The sequence below is a fragment of the Butyricicoccus sp. AM32-19 genome (assembly GCF_003480365.1).
Classification (GTDB): Bacteria; Bacillota; Clostridia; order Oscillospirales; family Butyricicoccaceae; genus Agathobaculum; species Agathobaculum butyriciproducens.
The window spans coordinates 1-16,014 of record NZ_QUIX01000004.1; the positions used below are offsets into that span (position 1 = coordinate 1).

Consider the following 16,014-nt stretch of genomic DNA (forward strand, 5'->3'; position numbering starts at 1 on the left):
ATTCGTACTGTACGCTGCGCCAGTGCTTGATGTAGATGTTGCTGGGATGCATAATGTTGTCCTTTCTGGGCGATTGCCCTATCGCAAGTGTAAAAATTCCAGCTATTTTTGTCGATTAGTCAAAGATCTTGTGTAATCGGTCCTCAACCCAGACGGCCACCGCCGACAGTGCCGCCCATGCAAACATAAACTGCGGGCACACCTGCCCCATGATGTTACCGGGCACGCCAGAGTAGTCCCACACGTCAAGACCAAGCCAGACGTTCAGCACCAGACCAGCCAGCAGCTCCAGTACGGTGCAGATCACAGCACCCTGTGCCATCTGCAAGATGATCGGCGGTCGCTGCTGGATCTCATTCAGCAGGCCAACTGCCACAAAGCATACGCCGCCGAGTACACCCATCGACCAGTGCGTGTATCCGCGCCATGCGATCTCGATCAGCATGTACATCACACCACCGATTACCGCGAACAGCAGGTGCTCAAGCACAGACTTAGGCGTAATTCCACGCAACACTCAAGACCTCCTCTGCCGTCACAGCATTGCGGAGATCGACTTCCGCCGCCTGCTGGATGCTTACGCGCGGCTCGACATAGGCTGCAATCGCCAGTGCCAGCGCACACAGGTCAGCATACTGCCAGACCGTACACTCATCGCCGGTAGAGTTCCATCGCAGCTCACGTTCCACTCCGGCAGACTCTGCAACCTGCTGTACCGCCAGTGCAGAGGTAAGCTGTGCCTGCTTTTCCGACGTTACAGCATACTTCTTACCATCCGTCCATGTCAGCGGATTTTCGGACAGCCATGCAGCGAGGTCAGTCTTGCTGTCTGCGATACGCTGCTCACGCAGATCATCAACTGAGGTCAGCGGTGTGCCGTATTCCTCGCCGACGGCCTGTAAAAGCAGTGCGTCGTTCTGCTCATTCACACGCGCCTGCAAGTCCGAACCATCTGCAACCTCGGTGACATACTCGTCATACACCCAGCCGCGCTCGTCTTGCCGGGCGTTCAAGCAGATACGCACCCACGCCCGTCCGGGCTTGTTTGGCAAGCTGTTCGCCGTGATTTTCTCCGGCTTGTTATCGCCATGTACCTTCATTTATGTCACTCCTTTCAGGCCTCGCACAGGAGACGCGCGGAGATGTCCGAGCCCGAACGCGAAGAGGCGTTGCTCGCATTGAAGTACAACAGACCTGCATACGAGCCACCGCCCCAATGGCCACCAACACACAGCACGCTCCAACCATAGGACGACCACACGAAGTCTGGAATGTACGTTGTTTCCGAACCGCCGATAGTTTTGGGGATGAGTAGACCGTTGTCAGTAACGGTCAAGTCCTTAATCCAACCGGACGCAGGCAGCGTGCCGATTTTGGTATAACCGGTCGTCGTATCGTCCGCGTACTTGCTCGGGTCGGTGCAGTAGTAAGCAGTTGTGCCGTCCGCGTTGAAGCCGTCCACCCACTGGGATACATTACCCAACAGGTTTTCAACCCACCTATACTGTACAGCACACTCTATTGACCCAGCAGTTGAATTTCCGGTGTGATATATCATCGTATCCGTCATTCCATTTCTGACAGGGCCCGAATATTCACTTTTTGTAACGCCTGCTCCTATCGTGATCTGACAATTCCAGTCTGCAAATTCGATGAGGTACAGCCAGATGATAGCACAGTAAGTTGCAAAATCGTACAAGTGCCACTTGTCGCCGTTTTTCTTAGCGTTGCTGCGTGCGGTTGTGCAAGTGATATTTACAGTAGACGTAACACCGGATTTACTTCCGGGAATAGTGTATCTTCCCACATACTTTCCACTGCCCGGATGTTTCGTCATTCCAGTCTTGGGCTTATCCGACACATAGAAATACTGCTTCGTACCGTTACGTTTCGCCGCAACATAGAACTCCGGAATAAACACCATGGTAAAGTTATTAGAACGTGAGAACCCGCTGTCACCTTTCCATGCTGTTACAGCGCCCGCATTGTTCAGATTGCACTCTTTCATGCCGCTCCATGGCATAAAGCTGTCAAAAGGACTCGAACCTGCACCCGTACCAACCGCCGGAACCGGCTCAGTCGTTACGCTCTTAGTTACCAGTCCGTAAGGGTCAGTGCTCGGTGTTAAGCGCGTCAGCGCGGTGCTCGAATTGCTCGTATCCCACATCACACCGAATACGTTAGCGTAATTCAGCGTCAGGCTCTTACTCTGGCCACTGGCGATAATGCTTACCGTGCCCTCTGCGGTCTGGTCACCCTTGGTGGCCTTGATTACCCAAGTACCCGCCTTGCCGACGGTAAATACCGCCGTGCCGGTGCTCGTCTTGGTCAATACCGTACTGCCCAGTGTAGCCGTAACCGTCGAGCCGCTGTCAATGGTAACGGTAATCGTGGACTGGAATTTCTCGAGCGTTACTGCAAGCGCCGTGTAATACGCCTTGGTCGTCACCTCGGCGGTGTACGTCGTGCCGGACAGCGCTGCACTCAACGTGTAGGTCACACCAATGCCCAGCACGCTGACCGTTGCCGTCAGACTGCTGTCCACCGTGCCGGTGTAGGTTTCCCCGCCACCCTTGAGTGTCCACGCACAGCCGACAAAATCAGCCGCAAACGTCAGCGTAATGTGACTGCCGCCGGATGCCGGTGCGTCTACCTCACCCACGGTATTATCAGCCGTAAAGCCGACATATTTACCCTTCTTGCCCTTGATTTTGTCCTGCTTTGCCGCAAACAGCACAGAATGTGCGCTTGTACTGCTGTTATGCGTGGATACTGCGCTTGCCGCTGTGCCAGACGGATCATAATCCATTGCGGGCAGTTGGCCGCTCGGCACCTTGCCACTGCTGTCAAGGCTCGCAACTCCGCCTGCCTTGCCCTTATCCTTCGCCGATACCGCGCCCAAGTCAGCAGCGGTCAGACCGCCGCTCTTGACGCTCTCCTTGACCTTCTCAGCCAGTTCGGTGGTCTTGACACGTTCGCCCACCGCGTCAGCATTCTTTTTCAGCTCGGTGTCGATCGCGGCAAAGTTCTGGTTGAGCACTTCAACATCGCCAAACTCCTCGTAGCCGGGTTTATTCAGCTTATAATTCGGTGTTTGCTCCATCCGGCAGCACCTCCTCCTTAATTTCTCGCCAGGTGAGCTTTTTCAGCTCTCCCCATGTTAACTTCTTGATCTGCTCCCATGTGTTATACAGCAGCGACGTCGTGCAGACCATATTCGCCGGCACAATATCTGCAAGCAGCTCCTCAACCGCCTGCTGATTGCGCTTTGCGGTCAACGCGACTTTGACCGTCAGTGTGTACCTGTCGCCGTCCAGTTCCAGCTTGTAGCCGTCCGTACCGCAGAGCGTTTCAAGCTGCTGCCGCAGGCGGCGCACCGAGAACGGCAGCTGCGCATTGATCTTGGCGAGCACCTTAAACCGGCGCTCGGCCAGCGTGTCCGTGTCCATCGGCGTAATACCGAAGATCTTCTCGTAACGCGCAATAGCAGTCTCACCGGCGGTACTGATAAACTGCGCATCGAGCACCGCATCAGCGGCATCACGCAGGCGGTCAATCTCCGGCTGCTCAGTGTCGCACAAAAGCGGAAACTCGTAGGTTTTCAGCAGGATCGGCGGCAGGTAGTCTTGCAGCTTCTTTCTCACGACGCACCGCCAATCGTACTCAGCCGCGGAATCTCGTCCGCAGCCAGTTCAATGTTCTTGGTATCGCCGTTGACCGTTGTGCCGTCCACATTGACCACACAATCCGCGGTCAGCAGGTGTGTTTCGATCTGCGAGATGCGAACCACCGTTGTTTTGTTCTCCGACCACTCTTTACATAACTCGTTAAGATACGCATTGGCGGCGCTCACAAGCTGCGACTTGCCGTTCTCCCAGTTCCAACCGGCGGCAAAGGTGATGTTCGCCGCAACGGTGAGGTCGGCGTACTTCGCGCCGGTGACGGTCACGGTATGCCCGATCGGCGCGAGCCCCAGACCCTCGCCGTGATTCTGCTCGGGGTCGATGGCGGTCTGCACCTTGGAAATCAGTTCGCTGCTCGGCGCGGTGAAGTCGGACGCGATAATAGTCAGCTTGACCGTACCGCCGCCGTTCCACACCGGATAGACCTTAACGCCGCCAACACCAGTAATCGCGTTGGTTTTGTCCTTGTAGTCGGCAACATTGCCGCCGAATGCTTCACCGTCGATACTGGCGTAATACTTCTCACGCAGGGTGTCGGTCGTGTCGCCGTCCTCGGCCGGAATGAGCACCGCTGCAATCTGGGCGGTTTCCAGACCGTTCACCGTCTGGATTGGCAGCAGCAGGCCGGTATACTTGTTGCCGACCGTGCCGAGCGTTTCGGCCTCGAGCTTGTAGTGACCTGCCGAGATTTTCTCGGTAACTACATAGTTGACTTCATCGCAGTTGAACCGCAAGCCCGAGGTCAGCTCCACACTGGACGGCGTGAACACACCCTCGATAACAGCAGCAGTTTCGCCCTGAATGGTTACGCCGCGCTCCTTACAGCGCAGCATAAGGTACTGCAGGGATGCGGTATCAACAAAGGTTTCGTCCATGACCACATCAAGCTCCGTGTAGCATTTGACCAGTTCTGCGGCCGCCGGTGCAAGTGCGTCATAGATGATGCTGCCCTCGCGCTTGTCTACCGTATCCGGCACGGATTCCAGCATACGGTTCATAATGTAGTCAAACGTCATTTCGTCCGAGTATCGTCCGATCATGCCGTTTCACCTCCAAACTCAAATTCGCTTTCCACGTCGCCCTCGGTCGTGGTTACGGTAAATTTCACAAACAGGTTGCGCTTGCCCTTGGTGAACGAGAACTGCTCAACCGAGAGCACACGATCGTCTGCCATGAGCGCATCTTCAATCGCCTTGGCAACCTTGGACTGCAGATACGGCGTCATGGTCTGACCGAGCAGGGCGTTCAGCTCAATGCCGTAATTCCAGCTGTAAATCGCGTACTGAAACCGCTCAGTCTGAAGAATCAGGAAGATGGCCTGCTTCATGGCTTCCAGTCCGTCCAGCTTGCCGCCGGAACACGGGTAGCCGTCAAACCGCAGCGCATAGGTGCGTGTAGGCTGTGTTTCGATCTCGAAATCCTGCACGAGATCGTCATTATACTCTGTCGGCAGCATTACAGCGCCCCTTTCTTGTCGAATACCAGGTACTTTTGTCCACCATCATTGCGGAACAGGATGAGCACATCGCCCACCTTGAACGAGGAGGCGCTCACACCGCTTTTCACGATGAAAAACTCCTTGGTGAGTACAAGTTTCTGGTCGATCTGCACACGGAACGGCGAGAGTGCAATCACCTTGCCGAAGCAGATTGTCATCGGCAAAGCGGCTTGACGCTCATTTTCCGAAATCTGCTTTAACGTGTTGATAAAACGCTGCATATCAGGCACTAAACTCACCTCGAATTCCGCTCAGGTACAAATCCATCGTGTACAGGCCATTGCTAAACGTGTGCTTTGCTTTCTCAATACACATATAGTTCTTGATGTTGATGTCGCCCAGCCCCATACCGACACAAACGGACGTACCGGCACGCGCCCGCACATCACCAAAAACCTTCTGCATGGTCAGCTCTCGATGAATGACATTGTAATAGTTCATGAGTGCTTTCGCCTTGGTCTGCAAATCGGCGGTGTTAAGGGCGTTATCCAGCTTTTCGTAATACTGGAGCGTGCCCCATTTGCTCTGGCTGGCGGTATTGTTCATCACATGAACCTCTCGCACGCCGGTTTCGTCGTTATCCCACGCCAGCTTGATGCGGTTGTACACGTCACTGTCGATGGACGAGGTGTAGCTGTATCCCTGGGCGGTGTCCTCGTCGATGTAGAGCGGCAGGAGCAGGCTCTCGTAGGGTTTGAGGCACAACTTGCCGAAATCGTCGTAGAGCACATACACCTTGCCGGTGTTGATGATGGTCAGGTCGGACGCATTGCCGAGCATATCGAAAAGCGTTCCCTCCTCAATGCGCTGCGGGATTTTGTACTTGGTGTCCGCGACAGTTCCGACCTTCAAACCGTAGTCGGCGGCAAGCATTTTCAGCACCTCGGCGTAGGTCTTGTTGGTGTACGAAATCGTGTCTTTGTTTTTGAAGTACCGCAGCTGGTCATAGGCCGTGACCTTAATCAGCCGATTGTCTGAGCGCGACTTCTTAAAGACGTAGCCGTAAAAGACATTGGAGCCATTGAACCGGAACGACACCGGATTGCCCTCGTGAAAATTCAGCGTGTCGTCCTTGACCACCGTAAACGTCAGCGAGGACGCCGCGCCGCTGCGGGTGGTTTCCCACACGATGTCGCCCTCGATCATCGGCTGCTGAAGCTGACCGTTTTTGTTCTGGATGATCAGCTCCGCACCCGGCATCTGGCAGGACGGCACATCCCGCAGGATCTCCTTGCGCGTGCCCGCCGCGCCGGTGACAGACTTAACAACAACGGTCGTGATGTCCTTCTTCTTCTCTTTCTCGGTGCTCGTGCCCGAAGAGGTCGAGCCGGACGAGCCGCCCGAGCCGCCGATGACGGCTTTGCCGTACTTCTTGCCCCAGCGGTTGCACTCGGCATTGCTGTTCATCAAAAGATCGAAATGGTACACGCCATTCTCAATCTGAATCATGCCGCCGCGATCATTGACGGTGTAGGTCACGCCGTCAAGCGCCGTACCGGTGCCCTGCACGGTGATTTTCGTCCCAAACGGCACAGACGGCGGCGCGGCGCAGGTGTGCTTGCTCGGATCGAGCTTGTTTCCGAGCGCGTCAAGAAAACCGCCCTCCATCGCGTTCGCCGCCGGATAATACGCCGTAAACAACGCCTTTACGGTGTTCGTTGCCGTGCCGCCCGACTTCGCGCCGGAATAGTTAGATACTGTGTCCTTCGACGATACATAGTTCAGCGGATTGACCGACGAACCGTTCAAGTGCATACCAAAATGCAGGTGACAGCCGGTCGAGTTGCCAGTTGTACCAACGGCCGCGATTTTCTGACCGGCGGTGACTTTTGCGCCCTTGGAAACATACAGTTTCGAACAATGTCCGTAGAAACTCATCAGACCGCCGCCATGGTTAATACTGATGTAGTTACCATAACCTCCGTTCAAGCCGGATACCGTTACAGTACCAGGAGCAAACGCAAGAATAGGAGTACCCGAAGCAGAAGCAAGGTCTACACCGTCATGAAACTTGACAGTGCCGTAAATTGGGTGTACGCGGTTTCCGTAACCGCTCGAAATGCGCGAGTAGGACGGACACGGCCAAACATATTTACCCATGTTCTCCCCTCCTTAACTCGGCAGCTTGAGCACAGTGCCGGGATAAATCCACCAACCGTTACTGCTGCTTGATCTACCGTACTTCTTTGCTGCAGCTTCAATGGCAGCTTTGTTCAGACTGTAAATGCTCGTCCACTTAGAGCCGTTACCTAACTGTACTCGGGCAATATTCCATAGGGTATCGCCCTGTTTAACAGTGTACGTTTTGTTCTTAGGTGCCGTAGTGGTGTCGCGCTTCTGCGTGACGGTCGCCTTCTTGGTGCCGCTGCTGCTCTCGCTCTTTTTGAACTCGATAGACTTGGTATGGTACGGCGCGTATTGCAGCAATTCAATCTTTGCCATCACGTCAACGCCGTAGCTGCCGGCATCCTCAGCAAGCTCATAGCTTTCAAGGGATACCGTCATCGGCTGTGCGCTCATCAGCTCCTCGCCGCTATCGTCTATGCGGATAACCGAGAACTCAAACGGCTTGCAGGCGGTCTTGAGCGATTCCAGCTTGCTCATATAATACTGTGCAGGCTGATAACCGCTCGGGTAGCACGCAAACGGATACTCCCGATTCGGCAGCAGCGCCGAAAAGCTGATTTTGCTCAGCCCCGGCGTTTTCAAAACGTTCACCTGCCCCTCGTTGATGAGGTTGATGGTCTTGTTCTGGTTGCTGATCTTGATGGTCAGCGCACTCGGCGTAACCGGAAGGCGCACACCGTCCATGTAAAACTCGTACATATTTAGATGTGCACTCCTTCCGCACTGGTGACAAGCGCCTCGGTGACCTTGGCTTCCAGCAGATTGACTACGCCGTCCAGATCCATCTCGTTCGAAATGTTGTTGTGGTTGACCATTTCCACCTTGATCTCGGCGGTGATGTACTTGTTGATGACCTGCCGCTCGGCAATATCGCGCAGCAGCTTGATGTCGTCCGAGGATACGCTCACATCGTCCGCAATCTGGGCGGTGTTGTCCGCGATGTTGGACAGCAAACCCGTTGCCGGATCGTCCGGCAGGTCAAGACCCAGCTTTTCAGAGATGCTGTTCTGGAGGTTTGCGCCCCAGTTGTAACCGTTGGCGTAAGCCGTTGAATACTCGATCTTCTCCTTGTGCTTAACGTACTCCGTCCACCCGGACTGATCCTTGATCTTCTGGATGCTGTCGGTGTAGCTGTCGTAGAACGTGTCCAGACCGCTGGTGATGTTGATCTTCACGCCCGGAATAAGATTGATGAGCTTCTCGATCGTCCTCACCATACCGCGGATGACGCCGACAACATACTGGCTGAGCTGCAAAAACAAAATCTCGATTGACGCAATCGGGTGCTGGAACACGTTGCCGAGGAAGTTGATAAGATCGGCAATCACGTTGTAGACCGGCAGATAGAACATATTGTAGACAAACGCGCCTGCCATCGCAAACAGGCCGCAGATCACGCCGACAGCGCTCGTCGTTTCGTTCTTCGCCCGGTTCGTGTAGTTGATGTACGCGGCGATAACGCCGATCAGAATGATGATCGAGCCGATAATCAGCACGATCGGGTTGAGCGACATCACGGCATTGAGCATCTTCTGCGCGGCTGTCAGTGCCTTCGTAGCCGCAGCACAGATCTTCGTCCAGTTCGCCGCCACCGCAAACAGCGCAAAGGCTGCCGCAGCCGCAAGCACCAGCGGGCCGATGACCTCGATGTTGTTCGCCACCCAGTTGATGGCTTCGAGCAGCGGCTGCAAGGCCATGATCGCCATGTTGCTGGCCTGCGTCCAGACGTCCGACCAGGTGAGCGGAATCTCGTTGAACTTCTGATTGGTTTCCTCCGCCGAGGACAGCAGCGCGGACTTGACAACGCTCGCCGTCAGCTCGCCCTCCTGCGCCATGCTGCGGATTTCACCGACCGATACGCCGAGGTAGTCCGCAATCGACTGGATGATAGTCGGTGCCTGCTCGAATACCGAGTTGAGCTCCTCGCCGCGCAGCACGCCCGAGCCCATCGCCTGCGTGATCTGGAGCATGGCGGCTGCCTGTCCCTCGGCGGACGTGCCGGCAATCTTGAACTGCTTGTTCAGCTGCTCGACAAACGCGATCGTTTCCTGATTGCTGCTGAATGCATCACTGGCAAGCAGGCCCATCTTCGCGACCGCATCCGCCGTAGCGTTGTACGCGCCGCGCGAACGCATAGCCGACTGATAGATCAGCTCCTGCAGGTCGGCGGTGCTTTGCAGACCGTCGTTCATCAGATTCAGACGCGCCGTGGTCTGCGTCATTTCGTCCGACATACTCACGATACCGCTCACCAGCTTGGAGCCGAGGAACGCGGTGCCCAGCTTTTTGAGCGATGCCGTCAGGTTCTCTGCCGGCGGCTGCGCCGAGGTCATGCCGCTCCGCAGCTCCTCGACTTCGCTCACGGTTCGGGTGAGTTCTTCGCGCACACCTGCCAATTCGCTGTTAAATTGTGAATACAGACCGGTCGGCGCCGCCTGTTCGGTCAGGCTCTGCATCCGTTCAAATCGGTCGTTGACCGTACTCAGGTTGGACGCGATACGGCTGAGTACATTACTCATACCGTCGCGCAGCTGGACGGTATTTGACAGTGCCATAGAACTCACCTCCCTCGTTTTGCTTTATCCAGAGCCGCCTTTTCGTCCTCGTTGTTCACGACACAAGACGCCCAGATAAATGCCCGTTCTTCCTTGGGCAGACTTAAATATTCGGACGGCAGGATATGGAGCTTTTGCAGGCAGTAATGCGCTGCATACGCTTCATAATCATCAGAGCCCTCACCGTCCCGAATCAGTTTTTTGCCTGTTCCACCAGATCGAGCTTGTCACCGAAGCCGCAGATGTCGAACAGCTTTTCCGTGTAGTTCGTATACTCACCCGGCGTCAGCATGGCCGAGATCAGCTCCTCGGCGCACTTTACGCCGTAGCTGTCCTGCAATTCTGCGTCGTTGAGGTTCGGATAAACCGTGCAGGCGGCTGCCAGCTTGGCAAGGTACAGCACGTTGTCGAATTCCTGACGGAAGCTGCCGCGCTTGCCCGGCACCTGTACGCGGTACTGGCAGTCGCGGCGCAGCGTTTCATCCTCGCGCGAGGAAATGCAGCGCACCTCCCACTCGAGCGGCTTGCCGTCCTCATCGGTGAAGCGGTCGGACACGACCAGCCTTACGTTTTCAACCTGTTTGGCGTTCTGCGCCAGAAATGCGGTAAGATTACCCATTGTACAAATTCCTCCTTATTCCATACCGGACAGCGTGTTAAATTCCTCCGGCATATCCCAGTTATCGAACGTGCCGGAAAGCTCCTCATCGAGCAGACTGTCGCCCGCGTCGAACTTCGCCAGAATCGAGCTGTCGATCAGGCAGCCGGTGTGCGTGATGGTCTGACGGCCGGCAGACGAGGACGGGTCCTCGTTGGACACCTGAATCTCAAACGGCGTCATCCTGCCGGTCTTGCAGTAGATCAGGAACCAGCGGCGGAACACGCTCTGGTTAAAGTGCGCCGTGCCCTTCCACGAACCGGACCACCCACTTGGCTTCTTGCCCTTGCCGGTGCGGCCGAGCAGCTTTACGTCCTGAATGTCGACCTTCGCGGACGACTCAAAGCTGTACAGCTGCATCATATTGTAGCGGTTGCCGTCAAGGGTGACGTAGCACTCAGCCATCGAACCGGCTACCGCATCATTTGCTTCCATAACAGGAGCGTTCAGCATGACTTTTCCCTCCTTTATTCAACGATTACCTTCATGTAAAGCTGTTCCATCGCGGAAACCGGCTGTACATGGTCCTCGACCGCAACCGACTTCTTCATGTCGCCCTGCGACACGGTGACGCTGCTGCTGTCAAAGTTCTCAATGGCGCGGATGGTCTGGAGCTGGGTGTGATGCGCTACGATGTCACTCCACAGGCTCACGCGGCCGGAGGCGTCGTTCTGGACTTTGCCGAGGTACTTCGAGTTAAACAGCGATGCAATGTCATTCGCAATCTGGTCGAGCACGCGCATGACCTGATTGGACGAGAAATCCGCGCTCTTTTCGTCTGTAATGCTTACGAACGTGTTGATGTCGGTCAGCACGCGCGTCTGGTCGCCCACACGGTGGAACGTGAACTCACCGGCCTTGATCGCCTTTTCAAGCTGGGTCTGCGTGTAGTTCGTGTCGATGTCGTACTCGCCGGTGTAGGTCGAGTTGGTCATCGAGCGGTTGACCGCGCACGCGGATTCCGCGCCGGTCGTCCAGTAGACAGCCGAGGTATCATCAGATGCACCGACCAGACCGTTCTTGACGGAAATCACGCCCTCATAGTCTGCCGCAGGGTAGCCATGCAGCACGCACTGGAACTTTACGCCCTGCTCATCACGCAGGCGGCGCGTCCAGTTGGCGAACAGACCCTTGACCGTGCTGTTCTTCGTGTCGCAGCCGACCGCGTTGAAGCTGTACGGCTCGATCTTGTCGAGGAACGTCTGGTAAGCTGCATCCTGCACCGCGCCGGTCGTGCCGCCGGTGAGCAGCAGGCCCGCGTTCTCGGTCAATGCCTCGCTGCCCTTCCAGTGCAGATAGTCGTTGTCGGAAAGGTCTGCAACTGCCTTAACTGCCTTCTGCGTGTCCACAAGGGTCGTGCCGATATAGGTCGAAACGTCGTAGACCTCGTTCGTCGATACCGTGAAGCCCTCGTTCTGCTGAATCACGATCTTCAGTTCGTTGCCGATCTTGCCCGGATACTTCGCCTCTGCGTACTTGCAGGCTGCCTTTGCACCGCCGCTGTTCAGACGGAACAGGTGCAGCGTCTTGGCATTTGCGAAGATCTCGCGCAGCGGACGCAGCTCGTCCGCCGTGTAGGCGTAGCCGGTCAGCGCAAGTGAGCCCTTCTGGAACTCGCTGTTCTCGATGGTCACGACCTCGTTCTCCGGTCCCCAGTCGAGGGACAGCGGGAAAGCCGCCGTGCCGCGGTCGCCCAGGGTCGCAGACGCACGAGCCGCCGACACAAAGTTGATGTACGCACCGGGCAGAACCTTGTTCTGCACGGTATACATACCGCCGCCTAAAGCCATTTAATTCACCTTGCCTTTCATAAAGTTGTCAATGAGCGCGTCCACCTCGGGAAAGGTGTAGCGCTGATCCTTGTCGAGCAGCACGCCCAGCAGGTCGCGCCGCTCGCGGTATCTGTCGAAGGTCAGGAGCTGTGCGCCGGTAAACGCCGGTGCTCCTGCCTCGTTTTTGCGTTTAACTGCCATTTTCGTTCTCCGTTCCTACGGTGGTCTGCAAATTCTCCATCGGAATATCTTCCGGGATTTCCCGGACAAACTGCCGGTAGTCCGCGAAGAAATGCAGCACATCATCTGTAATTTCCCACGAGAGATTGCTCCCGCGCAGGCTTTCCGTGCGCCGCAGCAGCAGCGTGAGCGTCTGTGCGGTCTCTCGGCACTGCTCCTGCGGACGGCCGTCCGACGGGAAGAACCGCACGTCCATGTGCTGCACGATCTCATGCAGGCCGGACGGGTACGGCGTGACGTCCGCACGAAGCTGCCGAATGGAGAAGCACGGCACAGAGAAGCCCTGCTCGATGCTCTCGGTGTAAATGTCGTATTGCTCCGGCGGAAACGCCGTGCGCAGACGGTCTACAATTTCCTGTACGGTGTTAATCATTTGCCCTCCATCATGCGGCTGAGAAATTCCTCGCTTTTGGCCTTGATAAAGTCCGGCGCTTCTTTCTGGAAGTCGAGCAGACCCTCACGCAGCATATGCCTGCCCTCGACAAAGCCGTTCACAAGGCGCTTGCCGATGGCCGGAACGTACCGTCCGACCTCCTGCCGGTGGCCGTTCTCGACCCACGGCGCGTACTCGATGTTGTTGTAAATTTCCGCGCGGTAATGCTTTCCGCTGCGCTTCGCCTTGGTGATGAACCAGTTACGCCGCAGGTGGCCGCGGTCAACCGGTGTCAGTTCCTTGACGTCGGTCAGCAGACCGTTCATCATCTCGTCCAGCAGTCCGGTGTAGAAAGCGTCCATCTCCTGCTCGCTGGCGGCGGCCTTAATACGTTCGTTTAAGTCGCGCAGCTCGTGAAAATCACAGCTTCCCCAGCTTGCCATTACGCTCGCTCCTCTCGGACAGCGGAAAGCTGCTGATGGGTCGGATAGACCACGCTTTCGCCGCTGTATTTCAGCCGATAGGTCACGCCATACTGCTGAACCGCAATGTGGCAGCCTGCCGGAACGGTCAAGTCCGGCGCACAGTAAATCGTCGCCTGATAGCTGATCTGACCGCTGTTTGCGTCGGTCCTGCTGTCCGGTGTACCCGAAAACGACAGTGCACATGGGATATTCTCGTGCAGCACTGCGTCCGGCGTTACGACGGTTTCGCCGTTCACTTCCTGCTTGCGTGTGCCGGTGACGGTCATCACGCCGTCATAGGTCTGCTCAAGCAGCGCCCGTTCCAGCTCCGGATTGCCGAGCATACTACCACCTCATCTTTCGATAGGCATTCAGCTGTGCCTTGTAGTCGGTGAGGAAGTCACCCGAGCCTGCCAGCGCCGCCAGCTGCTCCGCCGCCGTGGCAAAGGAAAAGGACGTATCCCCTCTGGACACGCCCTTTGCGGCAGGCTGCATATTCTCGTTCTGGAGCTGAACGCTGTTTACCAGGCCGCGCACCATAAGCGCTGCAGTGTTCGTCAGGCCGTCCGGTGCCTCGGTCAGATTGCAGTAGTTACAGATCTGCTCGAGCACCAGATCGCAGGCGAACTCAAGCGTTTCCTGCGGCAGGTTCGGCAGCAGGCTTTGCGCCCGCAGCATCAGCGTTTCCCTTGTCATTTCTGCGCTTCCCCCTCGGTTTGTCCTCGGTCGGCTCGGTTTCCTCCTCGGCGGTCACGGTTTCCACGGTAAAGCCCGCACGGCCGGAGAACCAGCTTGCAAGCCACTCGTTATCCGTCTGCGCCTCACCACTGACGAACTGCACACCGCCGATCTTGCGGTCGTACTCCTCGCTCGGTGCCTTGATCTTGTACATCATGTGCACCTCACTTTACCTTGAAGTTACGCAGCACGCCGGCAGCGCGGGACTTCTTGAGCACGGTAGCGGCTACCATTTCCACGTCACCGGCCTTGACTGCACCTGCGGTGGAGAAATCAGGCAGCGTGGTCGAGATCACCTTGCCGCCCATCGGAGATACGGCGTGGAAACCGTCCAGACCCAGACGGACTGCGTACAGGTCGGTCAGACCCGTAACCGTGGTCTTAGACGAGGACGCGCCGTATTCACGCGACGTAATCGGCACGACCGGCTTTTCCTTCTTCTCGGCGGTGTCGTAGTAATACTGCATATCCATGAACGGAATGCCGTTGTAACCGCTCATCTGACGGCCGAAAGCGTCCTCGGCGTGGGTCAGATAACCGGCACGGCGGGCGCACGAGCGGATCTTGGTCAGCAGCGCCGCATTGCCGATGAGCATAGTCGGCACACCGTCCAGCTCGGAGAGGAACTCGTCGAGCATATCGAGCACGGTCTTGTAGTTGGTGTCGATGGCCGCCGAGGTGGACAGGTCGATCGCCTTGGAGGCGTCGGCGTTGAGCTCGGTGGAGGTGCCGACAAGCAGCGTATCCAGACCGTCAAAGCCCTTGGTGCCCTTGTCGCCGTTGATGGCAGTGTAGTGGAACAGGTTGGTGGTCGCCTTGATGTGCTCCTCGAGCTGGAACTGCACCTCGTTGATCTGACCGTTCGCGGTGTTAGCGAGAACACGGTCGATCTTGAACGTACCGCCGAAGATCTTGAGGTCAACCGACTTGGTTTCGCGGTCGGCAACGGTCTCGGTGTAGTCGGCGTTGATGTCGCGGAAGTCCGCGCCTGCCGGGGTCTTGAGCTGAGTGTAGCCATAGGTCAGGGTCGAGCCGCCCGTGCCGGGGGAAACCGAGTTGTCAAACGTCAGTGCGTTCAGCAGCATGGAGCCGCGGCGGAACTGGTCGATAACCTGCTGGTCCACATGGTTTGCCATGCCGACCTTTGCCTGTGCGAGAGTGATAGGCATTTTTCATCTTCCTTTCTTTATCCGTTGGTGTTGTATACTTCTGCGAGAGCGGAACCGAGGTCGTTTACCGTGTTCGGCTTGCCGCCGGACTGCGGGTCATAGCCGCCGTTCGGGTTTCCGCCCTTGCTGCCCTGCTTGCCGGACTGACCTGCACTGTCCTCCTCGAACAGCCACGCCTTGTCTTTCTTCAGCGTTTCGAGCTGCGCGTCCAGACCGGTCACCTTGCCGTCCGTGCCGATCTTGATGTCGTCCATCGAGAGCGCCGCACGGGTCAGCTGCGGATCGCGTGCATGGGCACGGGTCAGTGCCAGGTCGATGGCAGCGTCGCGGCGGATGTTCGCGGTGTCGGTGTCGTACTTGGTCTGGAGGGTTTTGAGGTCATCCTCCAGCTTCTTCGGGTCCTTGCCGTCCCACGCCTTGGCGGCGGCACGCAGGTCCTTGATGGTGTTGTTCGCCGTGGTCAGCTCCTGCGCCTTGGTGTCCAGGTCGGCCTTGGGAACGTAAGCACCGCCGGCGGCGTTGACCACCTCAAACTTTGCGTCCTTGGCTGCCTGCTGAAACTGCTCCCACGTTAGTGCGCCCTTTTCAAAAAGGCTTTTGAGAAATTCCATTGTTTTTGCTCCTTTCATCGAAAAATGGGTATGAAAAAACCACCTTGACGGTTGTCTTGGTGGTTAGTTCTTCGGTTGTACGACAAAGGCGCCCCTTGCGGAGCGCCCCTATCGGGATTTCTGGTA

21 protein-coding genes are annotated in these 16,014 nt (G+C 56.7%); all 21 read right to left on the reverse strand.

Going from position 1 to position 16,014, the window contains the following annotated elements:
* Positions 1-115 precede the first annotated feature (115 nt).
* Positions 116-517 carry a putative ABC transporter permease gene (locus DW806_RS04845; protein ID WP_147358072.1) on the reverse strand — a complete coding sequence of 134 codons (402 nt, stop codon included), beginning with the start codon at positions 515-517 and terminating at the stop codon, positions 116-118.
* Positions 495-1,100, reverse strand: a complete 606-nt coding sequence (locus DW806_RS04850; RefSeq protein ID WP_118729279.1) for a hypothetical protein — start codon at positions 1,098-1,100, stop codon at positions 495-497. The genes DW806_RS04845 and DW806_RS04850 overlap by 23 nt, the downstream gene beginning before the upstream one ends.
* Before the next feature lie 14 nt (positions 1,101-1,114).
* Complete coding sequence (locus DW806_RS04855; protein WP_118729280.1) at positions 1,115-3,103, reverse strand: hypothetical protein; 1,989 nt, start codon at positions 3,101-3,103, stop codon at positions 1,115-1,117.
* On the reverse strand, positions 3,081-3,644 hold the full coding sequence (locus DW806_RS04860) for a putative phage tail protein (RefSeq protein ID WP_118729281.1): 564 nt from the start codon (positions 3,642-3,644) through the stop codon (positions 3,081-3,083). Before DW806_RS04860 ends, DW806_RS04855 begins: the two co-directional genes overlap by 23 nt.
* The gene (locus DW806_RS04865; RefSeq protein WP_118729282.1) at positions 3,641-4,723 is read right to left on the reverse strand and encodes a baseplate J/gp47 family protein; all 1,083 of its coding nucleotides are present in this window, start codon (positions 4,721-4,723) and stop codon (positions 3,641-3,643) included. Before DW806_RS04865 ends, DW806_RS04860 begins: the two co-directional genes overlap by 4 nt.
* Entirely contained in the window at positions 4,720-5,139 is a 420-nt protein-coding gene (locus tag DW806_RS04870; RefSeq protein WP_118729283.1) for a DUF2634 domain-containing protein, read from the reverse strand. Before DW806_RS04870 ends, DW806_RS04865 begins: the two co-directional genes overlap by 4 nt.
* Entirely contained in the window at positions 5,139-5,402 is a 264-nt protein-coding gene (locus DW806_RS04875; RefSeq protein WP_118729284.1) for a DUF2577 domain-containing protein, read from the reverse strand. The genes DW806_RS04870 and DW806_RS04875 overlap by 1 nt, the downstream gene beginning before the upstream one ends.
* A 1-nt stretch (position 5,403) precedes the next feature.
* A complete protein-coding gene (locus DW806_RS04880; RefSeq protein ID WP_118729285.1) occupies positions 5,404-7,281 on the reverse strand; it encodes an XkdQ/YqbQ family protein in 1,878 nt (625 codons plus the stop codon).
* Between the two features lie 12 nt (positions 7,282-7,293).
* Positions 7,294-8,007, reverse strand: coding sequence for a LysM peptidoglycan-binding domain-containing protein (locus DW806_RS04885; RefSeq protein WP_118729286.1), 714 nt, complete (start codon positions 8,005-8,007; stop codon positions 7,294-7,296).
* Between the two features lie 2 nt (positions 8,008-8,009).
* A complete protein-coding gene (locus tag DW806_RS04890) occupies positions 8,010-9,863 on the reverse strand; it encodes a tape measure protein (RefSeq protein ID WP_118729287.1) in 1,854 nt (617 codons plus the stop codon).
* A 193-nt stretch (positions 9,864-10,056) separates the two neighbouring features.
* A complete protein-coding gene (locus tag DW806_RS04895; RefSeq protein ID WP_118729288.1) occupies positions 10,057-10,482 on the reverse strand; it encodes a phage tail assembly chaperone in 426 nt (141 codons plus the stop codon).
* Positions 10,483-10,497: 15 nt separating this feature from the next.
* Positions 10,498-10,974: a phage tail tube protein gene (locus tag DW806_RS04900; protein ID WP_243022641.1), complete on the reverse strand. Its 477-nt coding sequence runs from the start codon at positions 10,972-10,974 to the stop codon at positions 10,498-10,500.
* Between the two features lie 14 nt (positions 10,975-10,988).
* Positions 10,989-12,311, reverse strand: a complete 1,323-nt coding sequence (locus tag DW806_RS04905; protein WP_118729289.1) for a phage tail sheath family protein — start codon at positions 12,309-12,311, stop codon at positions 10,989-10,991.
* Positions 12,312-12,494: a hypothetical protein gene (locus DW806_RS04910; protein ID WP_118729290.1), complete on the reverse strand. Its 183-nt coding sequence runs from the start codon at positions 12,492-12,494 to the stop codon at positions 12,312-12,314.
* Entirely contained in the window at positions 12,484-12,906 is a 423-nt protein-coding gene (locus DW806_RS04915; RefSeq protein ID WP_118729291.1) for a phage tail terminator family protein, read from the reverse strand. The genes DW806_RS04910 and DW806_RS04915 overlap by 11 nt, the downstream gene beginning before the upstream one ends.
* Positions 12,903-13,349: an HK97 gp10 family phage protein gene (locus DW806_RS04920; RefSeq protein ID WP_158578292.1), complete on the reverse strand. Its 447-nt coding sequence runs from the start codon at positions 13,347-13,349 to the stop codon at positions 12,903-12,905. Before DW806_RS04920 ends, DW806_RS04915 begins: the two co-directional genes overlap by 4 nt.
* The gene (locus DW806_RS15120) at positions 13,349-13,714 is read right to left on the reverse strand and encodes a hypothetical protein (RefSeq protein ID WP_158578293.1); all 366 of its coding nucleotides are present in this window, start codon (positions 13,712-13,714) and stop codon (positions 13,349-13,351) included. The genes DW806_RS04920 and DW806_RS15120 overlap by 1 nt, the downstream gene beginning before the upstream one ends.
* A 1-nt stretch (position 13,715) precedes the next feature.
* Complete coding sequence (locus tag DW806_RS04925) at positions 13,716-14,066, reverse strand: hypothetical protein (RefSeq protein ID WP_147358073.1); 351 nt, start codon at positions 14,064-14,066, stop codon at positions 13,716-13,718.
* Positions 13,999-14,265 carry a hypothetical protein gene (locus DW806_RS04930; RefSeq protein WP_118729293.1) on the reverse strand — a complete coding sequence of 89 codons (267 nt, stop codon included), beginning with the start codon at positions 14,263-14,265 and terminating at the stop codon, positions 13,999-14,001. The genes DW806_RS04925 and DW806_RS04930 overlap by 68 nt, the downstream gene beginning before the upstream one ends.
* A 7-nt stretch (positions 14,266-14,272) precedes the next feature.
* Positions 14,273-15,277, reverse strand: a complete 1,005-nt coding sequence (locus DW806_RS04935; RefSeq protein WP_118729294.1) for a major capsid protein — start codon at positions 15,275-15,277, stop codon at positions 14,273-14,275.
* Positions 15,278-15,294: 17 nt separating this feature from the next.
* The gene (locus tag DW806_RS04940) at positions 15,295-15,888 is read right to left on the reverse strand and encodes a phage scaffolding protein (RefSeq protein ID WP_158578294.1); all 594 of its coding nucleotides are present in this window, start codon (positions 15,886-15,888) and stop codon (positions 15,295-15,297) included.
* Positions 15,889-16,014: the final 126 nt, after the last annotated feature.

Excerpts from the sequence above, each read along its gene's own strand:
- DW806_RS04905 (WP_118729289.1), bottom strand. The coding sequence starts at position 12,311 with ATGGCTTTAGGCGGCGGTATGTATACCGTGCAGAACAAGGTTCTGCCC.
- DW806_RS04865 (WP_118729282.1), bottom strand. The coding sequence starts at position 4,723 with ATGATCGGACGATACTCGGACGAAATGACGTTTGACTACATTATGAAC.
- DW806_RS04870 (WP_118729283.1), bottom strand. The coding sequence starts at position 5,139 with ATGCTGCCGACAGAGTATAATGACGATCTCGTGCAGGATTTCGAGATC.
- DW806_RS04875 (WP_118729284.1), bottom strand. The coding sequence starts at position 5,402 with ATGCAGCGTTTTATCAACACGTTAAAGCAGATTTCGGAAAATGAGCGT.
- DW806_RS04915 (WP_118729291.1), bottom strand. The coding sequence starts at position 12,906 with ATGATTAACACCGTACAGGAAATTGTAGACCGTCTGCGCACGGCGTTT.
- DW806_RS04920 (WP_158578292.1), bottom strand. The coding sequence starts at position 13,349 with ATGGCAAGCTGGGGAAGCTGTGATTTTCACGAGCTGCGCGACTTAAAC.
- DW806_RS04940 (WP_158578294.1), bottom strand. The coding sequence starts at position 15,888 with ATGGAATTTCTCAAAAGCCTTTTTGAAAAGGGCGCACTAACGTGGGAG.
- DW806_RS04935 (WP_118729294.1), bottom strand. The coding sequence starts at position 15,277 with ATGCCTATCACTCTCGCACAGGCAAAGGTCGGCATGGCAAACCATGTG.
- DW806_RS04930 (WP_118729293.1), bottom strand. The coding sequence starts at position 14,265 with ATGATGTACAAGATCAAGGCACCGAGCGAGGAGTACGACCGCAAGATC.
- DW806_RS04890 (WP_118729287.1), bottom strand. The coding sequence starts at position 9,863 with ATGGCACTGTCAAATACCGTCCAGCTGCGCGACGGTATGAGTAATGTA.
- DW806_RS04880 (WP_118729285.1), bottom strand. The coding sequence starts at position 7,281 with ATGGGTAAATATGTTTGGCCGTGTCCGTCCTACTCGCGCATTTCGAGC.
- DW806_RS04925 (WP_147358073.1), bottom strand. The coding sequence starts at position 14,066 with ATGACAAGGGAAACGCTGATGCTGCGGGCGCAAAGCCTGCTGCCGAAC.
- DW806_RS04900 (WP_243022641.1), bottom strand. The coding sequence starts at position 10,974 with ATGCTGAACGCTCCTGTTATGGAAGCAAATGATGCGGTAGCCGGTTCG.
- DW806_RS04855 (WP_118729280.1), bottom strand. The coding sequence starts at position 3,103 with ATGGAGCAAACACCGAATTATAAGCTGAATAAACCCGGCTACGAGGAG.
- DW806_RS04850 (WP_118729279.1), bottom strand. The coding sequence starts at position 1,100 with ATGAAGGTACATGGCGATAACAAGCCGGAGAAAATCACGGCGAACAGC.
- DW806_RS04885 (WP_118729286.1), bottom strand. The coding sequence starts at position 8,007 with ATGTACGAGTTTTACATGGACGGTGTGCGCCTTCCGGTTACGCCGAGT.
- DW806_RS04910 (WP_118729290.1), bottom strand. The coding sequence starts at position 12,494 with ATGGCAGTTAAACGCAAAAACGAGGCAGGAGCACCGGCGTTTACCGGC.
- DW806_RS15120 (WP_158578293.1), bottom strand. The coding sequence starts at position 13,714 with ATGCTCGGCAATCCGGAGCTGGAACGGGCGCTGCTTGAGCAGACCTAT.
- DW806_RS04895 (WP_118729288.1), bottom strand. The coding sequence starts at position 10,482 with ATGGGTAATCTTACCGCATTTCTGGCGCAGAACGCCAAACAGGTTGAA.